Source organism: Paenibacillus sp. J31P316 (assembly GCF_056269105.1).
In genome coordinates, this window is sequence record NZ_JBWDNI010000003.1 from 558,086 (window position 1) to 580,201 (window position 22,116).

The window sequence follows — 22,116 nt, forward strand, 5'->3', positions numbered from 1 at the left end:
GGTTCCTCCTTGAGAGCGATGCTGTTACCCATTATACCGGATTGCAGGGCGATAGGAAAAATTTTCGTTCCTCTATGTACAATATAACGCACGTATGTATAATATAGTGATATAAGGATTGGCGCATTTTTGTGCAATATAGTATACAACGGGAGGTGAAAGTCATGGCGGCAACGATGATGGGATTGGTCAAAACGATAAGAGGACCTGGCGCGGAATTGCTGGAGGTGCCGGTTCCGAACTGCGGCACGGACGAAGTGCTGGTACGGATCAAAGCGACATCGATCTGCGGCACGGACGTTCACATTTATAAATGGGACGCCTGGGCGGAGAGCGCGGTCGTGACGCCGAACGTATTCGGCCACGAATTCGCGGGCATCGTCGAGCAAGTCGGCGAACAAGTGAGGCATATCAAGGTCGGCGACCATGTATCCGCGGAAGGGCATATCGTCTGCGGTTTGTGCAAAGCCTGCCGAACCGGCAATGCGCATGTATGCCCCAATACGAAGAGCTTCGGGATCTCGGCTCCCGGCTGCTTCGCGGACTACGCCATCGTGAAGGGCTCCAACGTCATCCTCAATCCGACCGAAATGCCGTTCGAGCTGGCCTGTCTGCAGGACCCGCTCGGCAACGCGGTACAGACGGTGCTGTCGGGCGATGTCGTGGGCCGATCCGTCGTCATCATCGGCATGGGGCCGATCGGCCTCATGGCCGTCGCCGTGGCCAAAGCCTGCGGAGCCGGCCGCGTGATCGCGGTCGATATCAATCCTTACCGCTTGGAGCTGGCGAAGACCATGGGAGCGGATCATGTCGTGAACAGCACGGAGATCACGTTGGAATCCGCGGTCATGGAACTTACCGAGGGCGAAGGAGCGGAGGTCGTCTTGGAGATGTCGGGCCACCCGGACGCCATCCGCAGCGGATTCGAAGTCGCGGCTCCCGCCGGCCGCGTATCGCTGCTCGGCATCCCGACGAAGGAAGTGTCGCTCGACTTGTCCCGCCAAATTATTTTCAAAGGACTGCGCATCGAAGGAATTACCGGCCGCCGGATGTATCAAACCTGGTACCAGCTCAAAGGACTGCTCGATCGCAATCGCATCGACTTATCCCCGCTGATTACGCATCGGTTTGCCTTGCACCAGTACGAGGAGGCGTTCGATCTGATGTCCCGGGGCATGTGCGGCAAGATCGTGTTTCTGCATGATACGAACGAATCCAATACATCTACGAAGGAGCGGCTTGTCTATGTCTAAATGGGATGCCACGCTGGGAGAAGAATTGCGGCAGTTGAAGAAGGAAGGGCGTTACCGCCCGTTGACGGTGTGGAACGGCGGTTCGGGCACGCGGATGGAATTGAACGGCAGATCGTATATTCAGATGTCTTCGAACAACTATCTTGGACTCACGGATCATCCGGAATTGAAGAAAGCCGCGATCGAGGCGGTCGACCGGTACGGCGTCGGGAGCGGGTCGGTTCGGACCATTACGGGAACGCTCGACATCCATCACGAGCTTGAGCTTCGGCTGGCCGAATTCAAAGGAACGGAAGCGGCCCTCGTATTCCAATCCGGATTTACGACGAATCAAGGCGTGCTGCCGTCCATACTCGGTCCGGAAGACGTCGTCATCAGCGATGAATTGAACCATGCCAGCATCATCGACGGCATTCGGCTGACCAAGGCGACTCGGAAAATCTTCGCGCATAAAGACATGGAACAGCTCGAGGCGGTCTTGAAGGAAAGCGCGGGCTTCAAGAAACGGCTCGTGGTCACGGACGGCGTATTCAGCATGGACGGGGACATTGCGCCGCTGCCGCAAATCGTGGAGCTCTGCGAGAAATACGATGCCTTCGTCTACGTGGACGATGCCCATGCGAGCGGCGTGCTCGGCAAGAACGGCAAAGGCTCGACCGACCATTTCGGCTTGCACGGCCGCGTTCATATCCAGGTCGGCACGCTGTCCAAGGCGGTGGGCGCCGTCGGCGGTTACGTGGCTTGCGATCAAGTGCTGAAGGATTATCTCATCCATAAAGCCCGGCCGTTCCTGTTCAGCACGTCGCAGACGCCGTCCGTCGCGGCTACGTGCCTGGCGGCGATCGAGCTGCTCAAGCAAAGCGGGGACTTAATCGATACGCTGTGGGACAACGCTTCTTATTTCCGCTCCAAGGTGCAGGAGCTCGGCTTCGATACGGGCGCGAGCGAGACGCCGATCGTGCCGGTCATCGCGGGAAGCCCCGCGGACACGATGGCGTTCTCCGACATGATGCTGGAAGAAGGGATTTTCGCGCAGGGAATCGTCTATCCGACCGTGGCGCTCGACAAAGGCCGGCTGCGGTTCATCGTCACCGCGAAGCATACCCGCGAGGAGCTGGACAAGACGATCGAAGCGCTGAAGAAGTGCGGGGAGAAGCTGAATTTGATCGGGTAGCACCGCCACGCTTAATCCTAGTCGGGGCACCTCAGCAAGCACCAAAGCTGCCGAGCATGCAACGTGAAGATTCGAACCGAAAACTTAATGGTTGTCAGCGTTGCTAATCCACGAACAATGCTGCCTATGAAACTCTAACGGTTCTGACTGACGTTATTGGGTGTACAGGGGTGAATTTGCACGGAAAATCTCGGAATAAGCTCCCTGATAACCGTTAGTTATATAAAAAGAGCAATTTGAGCAGATTAGACATCCGTACAACCATTAGCCGCAAGGCGCTTAAGTTAAGCTTCGCTAGAATGACTATATTTGGGCTATAGGAGAGCGAAATCCGCTCTCTTTTTTGCTATCTCCATTTCCAACCACAACACCGACAACCTTCTCCACATCCACCCTTGCGAGTTCCTGATACGCCCCTGATTCTACAAGACATTCCACTGGTATTCCTTTCAAAGCCAGACAGACGCAAAAATTTGCGTCGCATTCCACTCGACGAACCAATCTTAATATTCGGGTTTCAATCTTAAAAATGAGGCATTTCACCCCTCAACTTCGTGCTCTATGATGAATGCACAAGGCATGCCTTGTGAGGCAATGAGTGAAAAAAATGCGCAAATTTTTTCTTAATCATTGTCATTTCATGAGAATACAAGGGGGGAATACAGTGTTCGGCATTTCATCCGGCAAGACGCTTTTTAAACTCGAAGTTGAAAACGGTTCCAACAGAGCTGACAAGGAGGATATCGATGTATCCATTATCGCCATACCCCGTTAGGAAGGCTCCATTCATTGTATTCCTCATGCTGTGCGTGCTGATGAGCACGTTTTATGCCAATCCCGCAAGCAGAGCGTACGCGAGCCCCGAACCGACGCGTTTGCCATCCGTTCCGTATCCGAGCCCTGCGGTGGACAGTACGCTGGCCAAGCATGACTTGACTCCCGCGCCAAGTCCGCTCGACAATCCGCTGAAAGGCTTCGCGCCTTTCTATCCGTGGGAGACGGAGACTTCGTTCCCGCACAGCCTGGAATGGTACTATATTCCGCTGAAAGCGGTCATGAACGGCCCTGATTCGTATACGTTCGATACGGGCATAGAGCCGGCATTGAACGCGATTGCGGCCAGAGGCAATCAGGCTGCGATCCGGGTATACCTCGAATATCCGGGCAAGGAGGATGCCATACCGGATTTCATTCACCAAAGCGGCGTTGAGATGCGGCACAACGATACCTTCAACCAAGACGAGCCGGATTACGACGATCCGTTAATGGTGACGTATCTGACCAACTTCATCAAGGCATTCGGCGCGGCGTATGACGGAGATCCGCGCATCGGATTCATTCATATGGGCCTCGTCGGATTATGGGGCGAGTGGCATACGTATCCCTATGATACGGATACCGGCTCGGACGGTTATCCGAATTACATGCCGAACGCGGACACGATCAACGCGATATTCGGCGCGTACGATACCGCTTTTAACCAAACGAAGCTTGAAGTCCGCTATCCCGACTTGCCTAACGCGAGCGATTACGACATCGGCTACCATGACGACTCGTTCGGCTACAAGGAAGGCGATCCGCCGCTAAGCGTGACGCAGCCGGAAAGCATGGGCGGCGCCTATTATTCGTTCATGACCCGGATGCTGGATGCCGGTTCGGAGAATAAATGGATCACGGAGTCGGTCGGCGGGGAAGTGCGTCCGGAAATTCAGGGCAGCTTCTTCAGCGGCGGCGCGAATGTCGACGATGCCTTGGACGATATCGAACTGACGCATGCGACGTGGATGATCAACCAGGGCGGCATCAGCAACTATCATGCCGACGATGCGGCCGTTGCCGCGGGCGTGAGAAAGATGGGCTACGATCTGAACGTGAAGAGCGCCTATTATAATAATGTCGCCCAAGGCGATCCGCTCAAGGTCGGCGTTACCATTCAGAATAACGGCGTCGCTCCCTTCGCTTATCCCTGGCAGGTAGAGCTCGGCGTGAAGAACGCTTCGGGAAAACTCGTGAAGCAGTGGGATACCGCATGGGACATGACGAAGGTGATGCCTTCGCAGATCCGAACGTATCCGGAGTGGGAAGTTCCCGGCGATCCGAAGTACGTCCCGTTCGGCGAGCCTTATTATTTCGATACGACGATCACCGCGCCGGGATTGAATGACGGGTACTACTATGTCGTGATGAAAGTCGTGAATCCGCTGGAGGCCATCAGCAATAAGGCCAAGCAGGTCGGGTTCGCGAATACGAATCAGGACGCGGAAGGCTGGCTCAATCTGGGGCCGGTACGGATCGGGGATTGCGCTGCGCCGTGTTCGGCGCCCCCGGATTCGCCGCCGCCGCCGCCGAAGCGCCTGCTCGTGGACGATTACGACGGGACGCCGACATGGTCCGGCAGCACGACGAATGATCTGAATCAATGGACCGGCTCCAGCAATTTCGCGAATGGCAATGGCGCAGGCGTCGTTCAAGACGGCGCATTGACGCTGCAGATTCAGAATATGTCGCGGATGGAAACCAACATCGGCCGCAATCTATCCGATACGAGCAAGCTGGTGCTTCGCGTGAAAGGAGCCGCCGGCGGCGAAGAGAGTCAGGTAAGCTTATCGATCGGCGGCGTAACGAAAACGATCGCCCAATTCAGCGGAGATACGATATCGACCAGCTATAAGGACATCGTGATTGACCTGCCCGCGCAAGGCGTGGATTTGACGCAAACGATCTGGAGCCTCGCGATCGCGCAAGCGACCTGGGGGACGACGGGAACGATCGCTATCGATGAAATCTACTTTGCGGACAAGGTTGAATCCGATCCGGATCCGGATACAGGCACGCCGCCGGTAACGGAACTGGAGACGCCGGGACTCATCGAGAATTTCGAAGCCTACGCCGATAATGCCGCTCTTGGGCAAGCCTGGACGGAGGCATGGTCCGACAAGCCGGGATCGGTGACAAGGGAACTCGGCCAAGCAAGCGGAAGCAAGGGTCTGAAGCTATCGACCGCGATCGCCGATTCGACGTGGTCGAACATCATTCACGCCATTCCATCGAATCGCAGGGACTGGTCCCGTTACGACGGGCTAAGCTTCTGGGTGGACAACACGACAAGCGATCATAAGGATTTCAGCTTGAACGTCGCGCTGGAAACGCCCGTATCCAATGGGGAGTTCGGCTTGAAAGAAGGCGGGTCGGCCATGACGCTCGCCGCCGACGGAAGCTGGCGCCCTTCGGCGTTCAACGGAGGCTCGCTTGCTATTCCCGCAGGCTTCAAAGGCGTCGTGAGAATACCTTGGGATCAATTCATTCAATCCGCCTGGCAGTGCGAAGGCGTTCAGGCCGAATGCGCGGCCGTATTGGATCCAAGTGAAGTCGACGGGCTTCAGTTCGGCTATCCGCCGGCGGGTTATGTGCATAACGTCGTCACGATCGACGACATCCAGCTCTACCGGACAGATAAAGTACTGGACGATTTCGAATCGTATGCGGACGATGCCGCTTTGCAGAGCGTCTGGCGGATCGATTGGGAGTCCGGAGAACCGTCTGCGCTTCGAACGCTTGACCGAGCGAACGCTGCGCAGGGCAGTCAAGCCATGACGTTCTCGGTATCCCCTCCTCCGGGCAAGTCCGCATCCGACTGGGTGAATATCAAACGCGCGGCATTCACCGGGACAGACTCGGATTGGTCTGATTTCGACGGACTTACGTTCTGGGTCAACAATGTCTCGGCAAGCAGCAAAAATATGGATCTGAACGTGGCGATCGTTACGGATGCCGCGAAAGGCGAGTTCTCGCTAAAAGCGGGAGGCGTCGTACAATTCTACGATGCTGCCGGCGGCTGGAAGGCAACCGCGCTCGGCGGAGGTTCCCTGTCGATCGCCGCAGGCTACAAAGGCATGGTCAGAATTCCTTGGAGCGCGCTCGCCCAATCGGCGTGGCAAAGCTGCGATGCTTGCGACGCGCAATTCGACAAGACCAAGGTGCTTCAAATTCAATTCGGCTTCGGCCCTAAGAATCAATCGGACACTGTCCTCGGAATCGACCAGCTTGGACTCTACGCATTAGCTGGGAGGGCTAGCGGATCCGGGGGAGGACCGACGGTAGAGCCCGTCCAGCATCCGAGTCCGCCGGCATGGGCAACGGAAGCCGGAACGCATGCGCTGGCCTATCAGCCTGCGCCGGTAGATAACCCGCTCAAGGGATTCATTCCTTTCTACGATGCCTCTGAGGAAGCTTACTTCAAGGACGGCGATGATTGGCGGGATCGCTCATCTCAGCTGCCGTACAGCATGGAATTTTTCTACCTGCCGCTGAACAAGCTGATGAACGATCTGAATGACTTCGATTGGACCGAACTGGACAAACGGCTTGCGGTCGTAGCCGCGAGAGGCAATCAGGCCGTATTCAGGGTGTACCTGGATTATCCGAACAAGCCTTCGGGAATACCGCAGTTTCTGATCGATGAAGGGCTGAAGACGTATAATTACGAGGAGTACGACAACGGCAAGGCTGCCACGAGCTTAGCGCCGGATTATAATGATGAGCGTTTATTGGGCGCTTTGGATAATTTCATCGGCGCGCTTGGATCGCGTTACGACGGCGACCCGCGCATCGGCTCCATCATGATCGGATTAATCGGTTTCTGGGGCGAATGGCACACGTATCCGTACGACGGGAATTTGAAATCGCCTAACCTGATGCCGACCGACGCCAATCTGAAACGGGTGCTGACCGATATGGACGATGCATTCGACAAGACGCAGCTCGTCTTGCGATATCCGATGAGCAACGGTACGCTTTCAACGACTAATTTCGATGTCGGCTATCATGACGATTCCTTTGCTTTCCAGACGCTTCCGCCGAGCCTGGGCGGGCAAGGCTGGCATTTCTGGGGTCGAGTAAAGGACGCGGGAGCAACCGAATTCTGGAAGCAGAACAGCATGGGCGGAGAGATGAGACCGGAAATTCAAGTGAAGATGTGGGATAACGATCCGCCCAAATACGATGAACCGTCGTCGCCGATCGAAGGCGCGCAAGGCGAGGATTACTACACGAGCCTTGCGTTGACCCATGCATCCTGGCTGATCGCGCAGGGCGTATTCCAAACTCCGCTGGCTCCCGAGCCGCTGGCAAGAGCAACCGAAGGTTCGCGAAGCATGGGCTATGAATATTACGCGCCCGCCGCTTACCTGAACGCTTCCGACGGGAATCTGAAGGTTGGCGTGGAGCTGGAGAACAAAGGCGTCGCGCCGTTCTACTACGACTGGAAGGTCGAGCTTGCAGCCCAATCGGGAGACGGCATCGTGAACATTTGGGAGCCGGGCTGGGATTTGAAAGACCTTCTTCCGAATACAAACGGATTCGACGGCAATCGATTGTTCGAATCGACCGCCAATCCGGCATTAAGCAACGGAAGCTATCAAATCCTGATGCGTTATGTGAATCCGCTGGAGGAGGTCAATGCCGATGCCAAGGTATTCCATTTCGCGAATGCCGAGCAGAACAGCAGCGGATGGTTGAACCTGGGCAGCGTAGACGTAACCGATAGTGCTGCTCAAGCACCGATAAGGGTTACGGGCTTGGCGGCGAATACGGCGGACCGGCTCCAATTGGCTCCGGGTGCATCGACTCGAATCGATGTCGCCGCGGCTCCGGCAGAAGCAGGCAACAAGAGAGTCGTATGGACTTCGGCAGATGCGAAAGTCGCCTATGTCTCCGCCGCAGGCTTGGTCACGGCCGTCGGCGTCGGCCAGACCGTGATTACCGCGAAGACCTCTGACGGCAATCTAGAGAAGTCCTTCCATGTCATCGTATCATCGGGATCCAATCCGAACCCGTCCACTGGCGGCGGCACGACAACGCCGCATGATACAGCGCCGGAACCGACGGACAGCGGAGTCAAGCTGGGCCAAGACGCGGTCAAGACACTTCGAACGACGAACGGGGAGGGCATAGCCGAAACGGTGGCAGCCATTGATGCGAAGAAGCTTCGGGAGGCCTTCCATGCGATTTCGAATGCTACGGCCTTGAATTCGGTTACGATCGAATTGAAGAACGACGGCGGCAGCGTGAAGGTGAACATTCCGTCATCTGCATTCGCGGATGCAGCGAACCAGTCGCCGAGCGTATTCGTCAATGTGAAGACGGACTTCGGAAGCTACAAGATTCCGGTCAACGCTTTAGGCTTGGACACTTTAGCGAAGAAGCTTGGTGCGGGTCTGGAAGAGATGACGATCAGCATCGTGATCGAGAGAGTCGCAGGCTCTGCGGCTGATCGAATCGCTGCACAGGCAAGCCGTGACGGGTTAACCCTGCTTAGCCCTTCACTGGATTACCGGATCTATGCGCTCGCAAACGATCAGTCGATCGAAATGACCGATTTCGGCAGCACGTACGTCGAAAGATCGATGATCCTGTCCGGATCGGCGGATTCGACCCAAGCGACTGCGCTCGTATTCGACCCGGACACGGCGACATTCCGGTTTGTTCCAGCCGTGTTTCAAGCTGCTGGCGGCGGCCGTACGGAAGCCGTTATCAAGCGGAACGGGAATAGCATTTATACCGTGGCTTCGAGCAGCAAGACGTTTGGCGACATTCGAGGCCATTGGGCCAAACGGGATATCGAGCTGCTGGCTTCCAAGCGAATCGTAGACGGGGATGCGCTTAACCGCTTCTCGCCTAACAAGGCGATCACGCGCGCGGAGTTTACGGCACTGCTGGTTCGTGCCCTCGGATTGCAATCTTCCGATAAGGCTGCCGGCTTCAGCGATGTAGCCAAGGGAGATTGGTTCGCCGAGCCGATTAACGAAGCGGTTCGCGCGGGAATCGTGAAAGGCTACCAAGATGGTTCATTCCAGCCGAATGCACGCGTTACCCGCGAACAAATGGCCGTGATGCTGTCCGCTGCCCTGAAGTACGTGAACCAATTCGTCCACGCGCAGGAGGGGCAAGTCGACATGCTTGGGAAATACGCGGATAACGGAGCCGTTGCTGCTTGGGCACAATCATCGATGGCCGAAGTGCTGACCGCCGGAATCATCCAGGGGAAATCGGTGACGACGATCGCCCCCGCAGCCGACGCTACTCGCGCCGAAGCCGCTGTCGTAATCAAACGGTTGTTGCAGGTCATTCATTTCATGAACTAGACGTTGACCGCATAAGGTAATAAAGGAGCAAGCCCTCATGTCGAGGAGCTTGCTCCTTTTTAATGTAAAAGTCAGTTGATTAAGCTTTAAATTAAGCTGTAATATGGAGGTCACAAACTTTCTTTCGAGAGGGATGCCGAATGAATGACGATCGATTAACGGTATTGATAGTCGATGACGAGCTGCCGATTCGTCAGGAGCTGCGTTTGTTTTCCTGGGAGGAGCATCAATTTGAATGGATCGGCGAAGCGGAGAACGGCGAGGAGGCACTGCGGTTCTGCCGCAGCTTCATGCCGGATATCGTCGTCACGGACATTACGATGCCGGTCATGGACGGACTTGAGCTGTTCCGGAGCTTGAAAGCGGAGCTTCCGCATATCCAGGTGATTCTGCTGACCTGCCACTCGGATTTCGCCTATGCGAAGGAAGCCATCAAGCTCGGCGCGGTCGAGTACCTCGTGAAGGTCACGATGGATGACCGCGATCTGGAAGAGGCGCTGCACCGGGCGAAGGAAGGCGTATACCGCGAGCAATCGCTGCTGCGCGGCGAAGCGGAAAGCCAACGTTGGAAGGCGTCCGAGCGCCTGCTGGAATTTTCTCGTCAGATCGTTGACGATAGAGAGCTTGAAGTTTGGCTGCGCGACGCTTTCCGGACCAGGCTTCCGCTGCAGCTTGCCGCGCTTCATGTGGAGGCGCGCAAGGAAGGCCGGCTGTTCGTGCATCATGCCGTGGAGGATTCGCTGCGGTCGCTGGAGCGTCTGAAGCCGTTCTCCTGGGTACCGGCGGACAGCGGCGTCTATATGTTGGTGTTTCGCGCGGAGAACGGCGATCCGTCCGAAATGCGCGTTGAAATGGAAGCGATAACGGAAGAGCTGTACCAAGCGCTGGACCGCAGGCTCTCCTTTCTAAGCGATGCTTACAGGCTGTATGGCGTCATCAGCGAACCCGTCGGGAGCAGCGCGGAATTTGTCGATCGGTACCAAGTCGCGTGCACGAGGCCGGATAGCGTTTTCTATGAAAGCGCTTCCCGCGTGATCGTGATGCCGCTCCCCGGTTCGACTTCGATTGACGAGCAATCGGCGGCCGACATGTCGCTCAAGCTGGGCAAAGCGCAGTGGAACCGCGAGCAGTTGGCGGAGCTCATTCGCGGCGAGTTCGTGCAATGGGCCTTCAGCAGAGCCATCGTGCCGGAGGAGCTGCGGACATTCGTGTCCGATTGGCTGCGAGACTGGCAGCGCGAACAAGCTGCTCAAGGCGTAAAGGGACGTAAAGCGCCCGGCAGGATCGCCGAGGCGGCTACTCTCAATGAGCTGGCGGAAGCGTTCGTTCAAGCCATCGAATCGCCGGACAGAATCAAGAAATGCCGCAAAGAAATAACGGACGCCAAGGCGTTTATCGAGGATAACCTGGATAAGCCGATTACGCTGGGCTCCGTTTCCAAGGAAGTCGGACTAAGCCCGCATTATCTGAGCCGCTTGTTTCGCGAAGAAACGGGCGTTCCGTTCAATGATTTCGTGACGGGGAAAAGAATCGAGAAGGCGACCGATCTCCTGCAGCATACGTCGCTCAGAGTGTATGAGATTGCACAGCAGGTAGGCATTCCGAGCTACCGCTATTTCTCCGCCATATTTCGCGAATGGACGGGAGCGGCTCCGACCGAGCTGAGGACGGCAGACAAAGACGGCAAAGGATGATGCAGAATGAACCGAATCTATCGCTGGTACAAGAGATGGAGCCTCGCGACGAGGCAGTTTCTCTTTTTGTTTATCATTACGTTCGCGTTTTTTATATTGCTCGCTTGGCTCAACTATCATAAGGCGGCCGACTTGTTCAAAGACCAGATGGTCTCGGACTCCGAGATTCTGATCGCGCGCACGAACCAGTTTCTGGATACGTATCTGGACAACAGCCGGAACGTGCTGCTGCTGTTGTCGACGGACACCAAGCTGCTTCGGGAAGGGGATGGCAGCAAGCTATCCGAGTCGCTCCGGTTCATTGCCGAGAACAACAGTACGTTCGTGAAAACACTCTATATCATCCGCAAGGACGGCAAAGTGTTCTCGAGCTCCCAGGTCAATTACGACATTATCGGCAATCCGAACCTGAGCACCATCTATGACAAATCGCAGCAAACCTACGGAGCGGCGGTCGTCAGCCAGCCTTACGTGTCGCCGCTCTCCGGCCCGACGGTGGCTATCTCCCGTCCGGTCAGCGACGACGGCGGCGAGATGATCGGGGTCGCGGTCGTCGAGCTCGATCTGGATAAGCTGAACCAGAAAATCAGCGAACTGACCTCCGCCACGTATCAGACGTTCGTCATCATGTCCGACAGGGACAAGGTGGTCACCTTCGATAGGGATAGCGCCATGCTGCCGCAAAGACCGGCCAGCTATCACGAGGATCTCCCCGAATCGTTCATTGGCCAGCTGGCCAACCTCCCGATAACGGCAAGCGAATTGCGCGGGCAGGCAGGCAAGCTCGTCGTCGTTAAGTCCGGAGAGAACCGGCTAGGCTGGACATTGCTGGTGTTGATCAAAGACCGTTATTTCTATCAGAACGTTATTCGCCTGTTCGATAATTACAAGACGGCGGCAGCCATTTGGATCGTGGTTCTGCTGTTCATGGCGTTCGCCATGTCCCGCTACATGACGAAATCGATCCGCACGCTTGCCGCCAAAATGGACCGGGTTCACGATATGGGCGTCATTCCGAGCCTCGTCGTCAAACGGGAGGACGAGATCGGGCGGCTCGCCCAAAGCTTCAACGCCATGATGGAGCGGATCCGCAATCTGCTGAAGGAAACGAAGCAGATGGAAGAGCGGAAGAAGCTGCTGGAGCTGAAGGTGCTCCAGAGCCAGATCGCCCCGCATTTTCTGTACAATACGCTGGCATGCATCGGCAGCTTGGCCAAGCAGCATCGGACGGAAGAGGTCAAGGACACGATCCGGTCGCTGGTCGGCGTCCTATCGCTCAGCTTCGATAAGACGTCGGAATTCATCACCGTCGGGGAAGAGCTGGAAGGGCTGAACATGTATATGCAGATCCAAAAGATACGGTATGGCGATAAATTCACGTACGTCCAGGAAATCGATGCCGAAGCGTTGTCTTGCGATATCCTCAAGCTTACGCTGCAGCCGATTTTGGAAAACGCCGTCTTTCATGGCGTCGTGCCAAGCCGCCGCGGCGACGGTCTCATCCGCGTCCGTGGATCGCTCCGCCGAGGCAAGCTGCGCTTCTTCATCCGCGACAACGGGGTCGGGATGGAACCGTCCAAGCTGCGGATGGCGCTGGACGAGCGGCCGCCCGAAGATAACGGGGGACGCGCCTCCGGCATCGGAATGGCGAACGTTCACCATCGTCTGCGGCTTCGCTACGGCGATGCGTACGGGCTCCGGATCGGCAGTCTGCCGGATGTTGGGACGGTGGTTTGCATTACGATTCCGTCAACGCAGCATGCGCCCAAATAAGGTGGATTAGTGTTGTCCTTCCTTCAACGTATCGGAACCATGCATAAAAATTGTCGGTTTTGTTCCTGATTTCGCAAGATCACTGCATAGTTGAAGCAGCGACGGCCTTGCTATACTTGGTTTACGCCATTCCGATGAATGCGTTTACAAACAAAGCGAGGTGAATCAGATGAACCAGCGGACCGCAATCCATTCCGTTCAAGAAACCGTGCCAAGACGGAGCGTGATCTCCGAGCTCGGCAGAAGGATTTGGCGCTTCAAAGCTTTTTATTTGATGCTTTTGCCCGGACTCCTTTATTATATCGTCTTCAAATATATCCCGATGTACGGCATCATCATCGCGTTCAAGGATTACAACATGATGGACGGAATCTGGTCCAGTCCGTGGGCAAGCCCATGGAACAAGCATTTCCTGGCTTTTTTCGAATCGCCTTATTTCTCGCAGCTGCTGACGAATACGTTTCTGATCAGCATCTACAAGCTGATCTTCGGGATGGTTCCTCCCATCGCCATGGCGCTGCTGCTTAACGAATGCCGGGTCGGCTGGTTTAAGTCGCTGATCCAGACGTTGACGTACATGCCGCATTTTCTGTCTTGGGTAATCATCTACGGCATTCTGCTGTCGCTGCTTTCGCAAAGCTCCGGCTTAGTGAATCAATGGCTGGAGGATGCGGGCGGAACGGCGGTGCCCTTCCTGACCTCGACGTCGTATTTCCGGTCGATTCTGGTCAGCTCGGAAATATGGCAAAATCTCGGCTGGGGCGCGATCATCTATTTGGCGGCGATTGCCGGCATCGACCCTACGCTGTACGAGGCGGCTCGGGTGGATGGCGCGGGCCGGCTGCGGATGATCTGGCATGTGACGCTTCCCGGCATTCGGACCATCATCGTCATGCTGTTCATTCTGAACCTGGGCCACATCCTGGATGCGGGCTTCGAGCAAATTTATATCATGTACAACATTCAGGTGTATGCCGTCGCCGATATCCTCGATACGTGGGTGTTCCGAACCGGTCTGCAGCAGCTTAACTTCAGTCTGGCTTCGGCGGTAGGATTATTCAAAGCCGCAATCGGACTGGTCCTGGTGCTGGGATCGAACAAACTCGCGAAGCGTTGGGGGGAAGGCATATGGTAAAAAGCAAGAACGATCGCATCGCCAACGCCGTTGTCTTCGTTATCCTGTTCGTCTGCGGGCTTGTCGCGGTGTTCCCGCTGCTGTACGTCCTATCGGTATCGCTCACGCCTTTCAGCGAAGTGCTCAAGAACGGCGGTTTCATTCTCGTGCCGAGATCGATCACCTTCGACGCCTACCGTAAGCTGCTTACGGAATCGAATATTCCCAGTGCCTTCGGGGTTACCGTTCTCGTAACCGTCATCGGCACGATTCTCAATATCGTCATTACGGCGTTAATGGCTTACCCGCTCAGCCGCAAGCAGCTGCCGGGCCGCAATCTGTTCCTGATGATGGTCGTCTTCACGCTTCTGTTCAGCGGCGGCATCATTCCGACTTACTTGGTCGTCAAGTCGCTCGGACTGCTGGATTCGATTTGGGCGATGATCCTGCCGAACCTCGTGTGGAGCTTCAACGTGCTCATCATGAAGAGCTTCTACGAGTCGCTGCCCGAGGAACTGTTCGAATCCGCGCGAATCGACGGGGCCAAGGAGTTCCGGATCCTGGTGCAGATCGTCGCTCCGCTTTCCGTACCGGTAACGCTGACCGTCGGATTGTTCTATATGGTGGGCCACTGGAACGAATTTTTCCAAGCGATCATGTACGTGACGGACCGGACGTTGTTCCCGCTTCAGGTGGTCGTCCGGGAGATCCTGATCCAAACGCAGAGTCCGCTCGAGAACGTGGATAATATGACGCCGAGCGAAACGCTACAAATGGCTTCGGTCATCATGGCCAGCCTGCCCATTATTATCGTCTATCCGTTCTTGCAAAAGCACTTCACGAAAGGCATGCTGCTCGGCTCCGTCAAAGGTTGAGGCTCGGCGCACCGTTACTGCAGGAACGGAGCGGCCGGTTTAAACAATACAAGGTTTAAAGGCCCGGCGAGATGTTTCGCCTTTTATCGCCCGGCCCCACAAGAGAGGGGAACCAATTCTATGAAACGAATGAAAGCCGTCTCCGCCATGCTCACGGTCATCATGCTTTCCTGCGGCGTGCTTGCAGGGTGCTCGTCCGGCAATTCCTCCAATAAGGATGCGAACGGCGCTGCGGGCAACAACAACGCGGGATCCGGCGCATCGGCCAGCACCGTCAAGCTCGACATTATTGAAACCGGCAACAATTTGCCGTCTCCGGATAAGGACTTCATCAAACAGGAAATCGACAAAGCGATTCATTCGGATTTGAATCTGACGGTCTATGCCTCGGGCGACGATTATAAGAACCAATTGAACGTGCGGCTTGCTTCCGGCAATCTGCCCGATTTATTCCAAGTGCCGGACCGCGCGTCGCTGAAGCAGTTCGTGGAACAAGGGCTGCTGCTCGATTTGACCCCGTATATGGATAAGCTGCAGCCGGTCAAGGATTTCATCGGCGACGAGAGCATGAAGAAGACGACCATGGACGGCAAAGCATTTGCCATTCCGAAAGCACCGAACATTCCTTACAACACCTATTGGATTCGCAAGGATTGGCTTGATAAGCTCAGCCTTCAACCGCCTGCGACGACGGATGAGTTCTTGAACGTGGTGAAGGCGTTCGCCGAACAGGATCCGGACGGCAACGGCAAGAAGGATACGATCGGGCTTACCGGCAGCAAGCTCTCCACGTTCGCTCCGATCTTCGGCGCGTTCGGCGTAGGCGATCCGAACACGTTCTACGTCAAGGACGGGAAGCTGGTCAATTCCCTGTACGATCCGGCGATGAAAGACGCGCTCGGCTTTATCAACAAGCTGATCGCCACCGGCGGGGTCGATCCCGAAATCATGGCCAATTCCGGCCTTCAGCATCAGGAGAAGGCGATCAAGGGGCAGGCGGGCATCATCTGGATCGATTGGCCGAACCTGAGCAAGGATCAGTTCACCGAGCAGATCAAGAAGGTCAACCCGAACGCCGATTGGATTCAGCTCGCGCCGCCGAAAGGACCGGGCGGCCAATACGACGGTCCGTTCGACGTAGGCGGAACCTCCGGCATGTATGCGATCCCGAAAGCGCTGGAAAACAACAAGGAAAAGCTTCAGAAGGTGTTCGATCTGTTGAATTACGTATCCGGCAAGGACGGATCGACGCTGGTGCAGTTCGGCATCCAAGGCAAGCATTACAATCTGGAAGGCGATAAAGTCGTGCCGACCGAGCTGATGGGCAAGGAAGCAGGCTTCACTTGGCTGTACCAATTTACCGGCCGCCCGGAAATGAGCTACCTGCAGACGAAGTTCGCGCCGCAGTCCAAGTACATCGAGTTCGCCAACAGCCAGCCGAGAATTCAAATTTTGAACGGCTTCCTGTCCAATCCGGACGGCTATAATCCGGCGGACGCCGCTCGTTTCATCGAAGAAGAATTCGTGAATTTCATCTATGGGAAGAGCCCGCTGGACGGCTACGACGGCTTCCTCAAGAAGCTGGAGTCGACCATGAACTTCAAGACGTACATGGATGACTCGGTCAAACAGCTGGAGGAGCTCGGCTACGGTAAATAAGAAGGAGGAACAATTTCGCCATGACGGAGCAACGATTCGATATTCCGGCGCTTGTCAGCCAATTTCATCGGGACGGGTATCTGATCCTTCGGAACGTGCTGCCGGAAGAGCGAGTGGCACGGCTGAATCTGGCCGTCGACGAGCTGCTCGCCGGCGAGCCGGAGGCGCTGTCCTATAACTGGTACAACAGCGTCGAGCGGCATCCGGCGTTCGCCGACCTGATCGACGAACCGGCCCTGCTGCCGCTTATGGTCAATCTGCTCGGGTTCAACATCCAGCTGCATATCTCGCACTTAACGGTGCGCAAGCCGAATCCCGGAGATAGGAAGACGAATTCCCAGAGCTTCATCAACTGGCATCAGGATGGCCCGCACCCGCAGTTTCCGCGCATTCATGGACTGACGTCGACGTACTACATTAAAGCATGCTACATTCTGAGCGACATGTCGGAGTCGGATCGCGGCAATACGAAAATCATTCCGGGGAGTCATTTGAAGGCGGATTTCGCGCCGGTGCAGACGAACGTGGATGTGCCCGTCGAAGGGGAGCTTCAGGTGTGCGGCAAGCCGGGCGACGTGTTTATCTTCCCGCAAAACTTGTGGCATGCCGGCGCTCCGAACCGCTCCGATTTCACGAGGCGGCAGTTGTTCTTCGGCTACAGTCCGATCTGGATGCGGCCGATCGACTATCACCGGGCTTCGGATGCCCTGCTCGCGAACGCGTCGCCGATCCGGCGCCAGCTGCTCGGGGACATCAGCAGCAACTGCTTCAAGTACTACGTTCCCGATGAAGCGATGGTGCCGCTCAAGTCGTTGTGGCTCGGAGCGGGGAATGGCGAGAGCGCGTATTAAGCGCGCAAGAGGTGCACCCCGTGCACTACAGCAAAAAGACCAGCGATCCTCTAGGGGGCCGCTGGTTTCTTTGCGCTCGGACGCAGCGCCTATTGCGCATATTGGTTGCGAAACCGCAGCGGCGAGATGCCGGCATACCTTTTGAAGCAGTTGGAGAAATACGGCGCATTAGGGAACCCGATCGCTTCCGCGACTTGCGTGATCGATTGTTCCGTCTTGATCAACAGCAGCTTCGCCTGCTCCATGCGGTAGCGGTGAAGGTACTCCATCGGGGAGCAATGGTAGATTTCTTTCATGCATCGCACGATATAGTTGGGGTGAAAATGGAGCGCCTCCGCCAGCGCGCGATTCGTGATCTCATCCCGGTAATGCAGCCTGAGATAGGTTTCGGTCTTGTTCGCGAGCTTGAGCGCCGTTGCAGAGGAATCGTTAACGGTTTGCTTATCCTCGAGCAGACCGAGCAGCTCGACGAAGAGCCGCTGTTCATTCATATAGGCGGAAGCCTTGCTCTGGCCCGAATAGGCCAACAGCTTGCGCAATATAGACTCGGCAAGCGAAAAGTCCGTTGGCGCGAAGTATTGGGGGAACACGATTACATACCGATTTTCCCAAGCTTGACGAACAGCCGGAGCGGCGTGCATGGCATGCGCTGCCAGTTCGCTCGACCAGGTTCCCTTGAAGTCGAAATGAATCCAGTAGAAGATCGTTTCGCTCTCGCAAGGCCGGACGGAATAATGATAGCGGTCAGGCAGCAGCAAGAGCGTCTGGCCTGCCGTAACTGTCCATTGCCGGTCATCCTCTCCAATGAACAAGGCGCCTTTCACGACCCAGAGCTGATCGAAGATGCCAAGATTGCGGCGATTCGGATGCTGATCCCCGGGAACGAAGCTCGTTAAGCCGATCGTAATATAATACGGCATCGGCGGCATTTCCAACGTAATGAAAGGATGTTCGTTCATTGCATTGCCCTTTCTGAAATTCGTGTAAAATCTTATAAAAATTAGTGTCGTATTGCTATATCTTACCTTGTATATCGAGGATAAACTAGACTCTATCATGATCAAATCTTATAAGTTTATATGGAGTCTGGAGGTCCTGGCAGGATGAATCTACTTAAGCCATCAAGCAGCACGGAAGCGCGCGTTCGCGATGCGTTCTGGAATCGTTTCACCGAACTCGTGCGGACGACGGTTATTCCTTATCAGTGGAAAGCATTGAATGATCGGATTCCGGACGCGGAGCCGAGCTATGCCATTCGGAACTTCCGAATCGCGGCGAATCTTGAAGAAGGCAAGTACGGCGGCATGGTGTTTCAAGACAGCGACGTGGCGAAGTGGCTGGAGGCGGTCGGGTATTCGCTGGCGGCTCATCGCGACCCCGAGCTGGAACGCATCGCGGACGAAGTCATTGATGTCATCGCGCTGGCCCAGCACGAGAACGGGTATTTGAACACGTATTTCACGATCAAGGATCCGGGGAAGCAATGGACCAATCTCTATGAAGCGCATGAGCTGTACTGCGCGGGTCATATGATGGAAGCGGCGGTGGCTTATTATCAGGCGACAGGTAAACGGAAGCTGCTGGATGTAATGTGCAAATTCGCTGACCACATCGATGCCGTGTTCGGCCGCGAAGCCGATCAGCTGCGGGGTTACGATGGCCATCAAGAGATTGAACTCGCCTTGATTAAGCTTTATCGGATCACTGCAGAGGAGCGCTACGTGAGACTGGCGCAGTTCTTCATCGACGAGCGCGGGCAGGAACCGAGCTTTCTAGTCGAAGAATGCAGGCAAAGAGAGGGCTACAGCATTTGGACGGACAAGAAACTGCCGATTCCGACGGCTGAACAATTGAAGTATCTCCAAGCGCATATCCCCGTTCGCGAGCAGGAAGTTGCAATCGGGCACTCCGTAAGGGCGGTATATATGTATTCGGCAATGGCTGATCTAGCCGGATTGACGGGGGATCAGGAGCTGCTGGGCAGTTGCCGCCGTCTGTGGAACAACATGACCCGGAAACAGATGTACATCACGGGCGGCATAGGCTCCACGCATCATGGCGAGGCGTTCACGGTCGACTACGACTTGCCGAACGATACGGTGTACGCAGAGACATGTGCTTCGATCGGACTTATTTTCTTTGCCCAGCGCATGCTGAAGCTGGAACAGAAGAGCGAGTATGCCGACGTATTGGAGCGGGCGCTCTATAACAATGTCCTCGGAAGCATGTCGCAGGACGGCATGTCTTACTTTTACGTGAATCCGTTGGAAGTTTGGCCGGATGCCTCCGCGCACAATCCAGGCCGCCATCATGTGAAAGCAGTCCGTCAGAAGTGGTTTGGCTGCTCGTGCTGCCCGCCCAATGTGGCGCGGCTTCTGAGTTCGCTTCATGAATATATTTACACGGCGTCCGAGGAGGAGAACAGCATCTACGCGCATCTGTTCATCGGCGGCGAAGCGCGTCTGCGCGTAGCCGGCGGCCAAGTCGCGCTCAAGCAGCAGTCGCGGATGCCTTGGGAAGGAAAGTCGACGTTCGAATTGGCAGAAGTGCCGGGGACGGCATTCGCCCTGTTGCTGCGCATTCCTTCATGGTGCGGCGGCCATGCGGCGATGAAGGTTAATGGCACTAGGGTGGAGTACGGCGTCGTGGACGGCTATGCTAGGATGGATCGAGTCTGGGAGCCGGGAGATTTGGTAGAGTGGGAGCCGGAAATGACCGCGCGTTTCATAGTCGCGCATCCGAATATGCGAGCCAATGCGGGCAAGGCCGCCATCGAACGCGGTCCGCTCGTGTATTGCCTGGAGGAAATCGACAATGGCCGGCCGATCGCCTCGCTATCGTTTTCGAAGCGTTCGCAGCTTGCGTTCCGTTACGATGCCGAGCTGCTCGGCGGCGCTGGCGTGATCGAAGTGGACGGATACTCCGAAGCGCAGGCTTCGTGGCCTGCGGCGGATCAACCTTACCTGCCGATGGCGGTGCAAGCGGCGCCCGTTCCGGTTAAGCTGAAGGCCGTTCCGTATTATTTATGGGGGAATCGCACGCCCGGCGAGATGGCGGTTTGGAATCGGTTGGGGTGACAGCCGAACTCGGTTGGGGTGACAGCAGAACAGCGCGCATCGGGATTTAATCGGTGCGCGCTGTTTTTCGTAAGCGATCCAGCTTGCGGGAACCGGGAAGACGCGTACGAAAAAAAGTGTTGCATACGCTTTCAAGGTCATCCGAACCAGCCTCAGCAAACGACGGTCATCGGCCGAACCGTGCTTAATCGTGCAACCTGGCCTCAGCAAGCGAAGGTAACCGGCCGAACCGTGCTTATTAATCCACTCTAGCCTCAGCAAGCGGTGGAAGCTGCCAAGCATGCAGCGCGTGCAACGTGAAGTCGGACGGAAACGTAACGGTTGCCAGCGTTGCTAATCCACGAATAAGGCTGCTTATCCAACTCTAATGGTTCTGACAGATGTTATTGGGCGTAGATGAGCGGATTTACACGGGAAAATCTCGCAATAAGCCCTCTGACAACCGTAAGCTAATTAATAGGGGCATTTTGAAACGATTAGCCCTCCGTACAACCGTTAGACTTAGGAGGGGCAGGTTCATTTTCGAAGACATGGCGACATTGGGCTGTTTCGGCGATCCGTAACGGCGATCAGCAATCCAGTTGACGCGATTTTTGATTTTTTCGACACGCAAGAAGCTCCCGGCATCCTGGATGCCGGGAGCTTCTTTGCGATTATGCGCGGGCGTCAGATTACATCTTGATCGAGCCGCTGGCGATGCCTTCCACGAAATTGCGCATCAGCAGGGAGAACAGGATCAGGAGCGGCAAGGAAGCGAGAATATAAGCTGCCATCATGCCGCCGTAATCGCTGAGGCCGTGGCTGCCGGCGGAAGACTCGAAGGAGACGAGCGCGACGGTCAGCGTCTGGTGAACCCGGTCGAGCAGGAGGGAAGGCAGCAGATAATCGTTCCATAGGCTGTTGATATTCATGATGCCGACGGTCGTGCAGATCGGAACCGATAGCGGAAGCACGATGGAGGCGAAGATGATGCGGTTTCCCGCGCCGTCGATGCGGGCGGCTTCGAACAATTCATTGGACAGCTGCTCGAAGAAGGTTTTAAGCACGAAGACGGTGAAGGCTTGGCCGCCTGCGATATAAGGCAGCACCAACGCCCAGTAGCTGTCCGACAAACCGAGCTTCTTGATTTGCAGGTACAGCGGGATCAGCGTCAAGAAGCCCGGAATGAGCAGCAAACAGAAGACGAGCAGGAAGAGCGCGTTCTTGAACGGGAACTTCAGCTTGGCGAACGCGAAGGCGCTCATCGCCGAGAACAGCAGGATGAATACGACGCTGATGACCACGATGATGACGGAATTCAAGATCGGCGTATTGATTTTGTTCCATGCCGTCGAATAATTGCCCCACTCGAAGTGAAGCGGAATGTTGATGGTGCTCTCTGCGAAGTCGATCGGCGACTTGACCGAGTTTTCGAGAATGAAGTAGATCGGCAGCATGGTCATCACGATTAGTAGGATGAGAATCAACTGTCCCAGGGACGGCATGCGAATGGTTTTCAAAATAG

Annotated in this window: 12 protein-coding genes; 10 read left to right on the forward strand and 2 right to left on the reverse strand. The window is 55.8% G+C overall.

Annotated elements, in window-relative coordinates:
* Positions 1 to 164: 164 nt before the first annotated feature.
* From tdh to AC0YNU_RS13625, 9 genes are all read left to right on the forward strand, one after another.
* Positions 165 to 1,253: an L-threonine 3-dehydrogenase gene (tdh, locus tag AC0YNU_RS13585; protein ID WP_475757246.1), complete on the forward strand. Its 1,089-nt coding sequence runs from the start codon at positions 165 to 167 to the stop codon at positions 1,251 to 1,253.
* Positions 1,246 to 2,427 (forward strand): glycine C-acetyltransferase, encoded by a 1,182-nt coding sequence (locus AC0YNU_RS13590; protein ID WP_475757248.1) that lies wholly within the window; start codon positions 1,246 to 1,248, stop codon positions 2,425 to 2,427. Before tdh ends, AC0YNU_RS13590 begins: the two co-directional genes overlap by 8 nt.
* A 746-nt stretch (positions 2,428 to 3,173) precedes the next feature.
* Positions 3,174 to 9,569 (forward strand): S-layer homology domain-containing protein, encoded by a 6,396-nt coding sequence (locus tag AC0YNU_RS13595; protein ID WP_475757250.1) that lies wholly within the window; start codon positions 3,174 to 3,176, stop codon positions 9,567 to 9,569.
* A 140-nt stretch (positions 9,570 to 9,709) separates the two neighbouring features.
* The gene (locus tag AC0YNU_RS13600) at positions 9,710 to 11,263 is read left to right on the forward strand and encodes a response regulator (protein ID WP_475757252.1); all 1,554 of its coding nucleotides are present in this window, start codon (positions 9,710 to 9,712) and stop codon (positions 11,261 to 11,263) included.
* A gap of 6 nt (positions 11,264 to 11,269) precedes the next feature.
* The gene (locus AC0YNU_RS13605; RefSeq protein ID WP_475757254.1) at positions 11,270 to 13,036 is read left to right on the forward strand and encodes a cache domain-containing sensor histidine kinase; all 1,767 of its coding nucleotides are present in this window, start codon (positions 11,270 to 11,272) and stop codon (positions 13,034 to 13,036) included.
* A 274-nt stretch (positions 13,037 to 13,310) separates the two neighbouring features.
* Positions 13,311 to 14,171, forward strand: coding sequence for an ABC transporter permease (locus tag AC0YNU_RS13610; RefSeq protein WP_475757973.1), 861 nt, complete (start codon positions 13,311 to 13,313; stop codon positions 14,169 to 14,171).
* Positions 14,165 to 15,025 carry a carbohydrate ABC transporter permease gene (locus AC0YNU_RS13615; protein ID WP_475757256.1) on the forward strand — a complete coding sequence of 287 codons (861 nt, stop codon included), beginning with the start codon at positions 14,165 to 14,167 and terminating at the stop codon, positions 15,023 to 15,025. Before AC0YNU_RS13610 ends, AC0YNU_RS13615 begins: the two co-directional genes overlap by 7 nt.
* A gap of 120 nt (positions 15,026 to 15,145) precedes the next feature.
* The gene (locus tag AC0YNU_RS13620) at positions 15,146 to 16,684 is read left to right on the forward strand and encodes an extracellular solute-binding protein (RefSeq protein WP_475757258.1); all 1,539 of its coding nucleotides are present in this window, start codon (positions 15,146 to 15,148) and stop codon (positions 16,682 to 16,684) included.
* Positions 16,685 to 16,704: 20 nt separating this feature from the next.
* Positions 16,705 to 17,535, forward strand: a complete 831-nt coding sequence (locus AC0YNU_RS13625; RefSeq protein ID WP_475757260.1) for a phytanoyl-CoA dioxygenase family protein — start codon at positions 16,705 to 16,707, stop codon at positions 17,533 to 17,535.
* A gap of 89 nt (positions 17,536 to 17,624) precedes the next feature.
* Here the strand turns inward: AC0YNU_RS13625 and AC0YNU_RS13630 are convergent, their stop codons facing one another.
* Positions 17,625 to 18,494: a helix-turn-helix transcriptional regulator gene (locus AC0YNU_RS13630; RefSeq protein ID WP_475757262.1), complete on the reverse strand. Its 870-nt coding sequence runs from the start codon at positions 18,492 to 18,494 to the stop codon at positions 17,625 to 17,627.
* A 144-nt stretch (positions 18,495 to 18,638) separates the two neighbouring features.
* Here AC0YNU_RS13630 and AC0YNU_RS13635 point away from each other — a divergent pair, with 144 nt between their 5' ends.
* Positions 18,639 to 20,612 (forward strand): glycoside hydrolase family 127 protein, encoded by a 1,974-nt coding sequence (locus AC0YNU_RS13635; protein WP_475757264.1) that lies wholly within the window; start codon positions 18,639 to 18,641, stop codon positions 20,610 to 20,612.
* Positions 20,613 to 21,283: 671 nt separating this feature from the next.
* Here AC0YNU_RS13635 and AC0YNU_RS13640 read toward each other — a convergent pair.
* Entirely contained in the window at positions 21,284 to 22,111 is an 828-nt protein-coding gene (locus AC0YNU_RS13640) for a carbohydrate ABC transporter permease (protein WP_475757266.1), read from the reverse strand.
* Between the last annotated feature and the right edge of the window lie 5 nt (positions 22,112 to 22,116).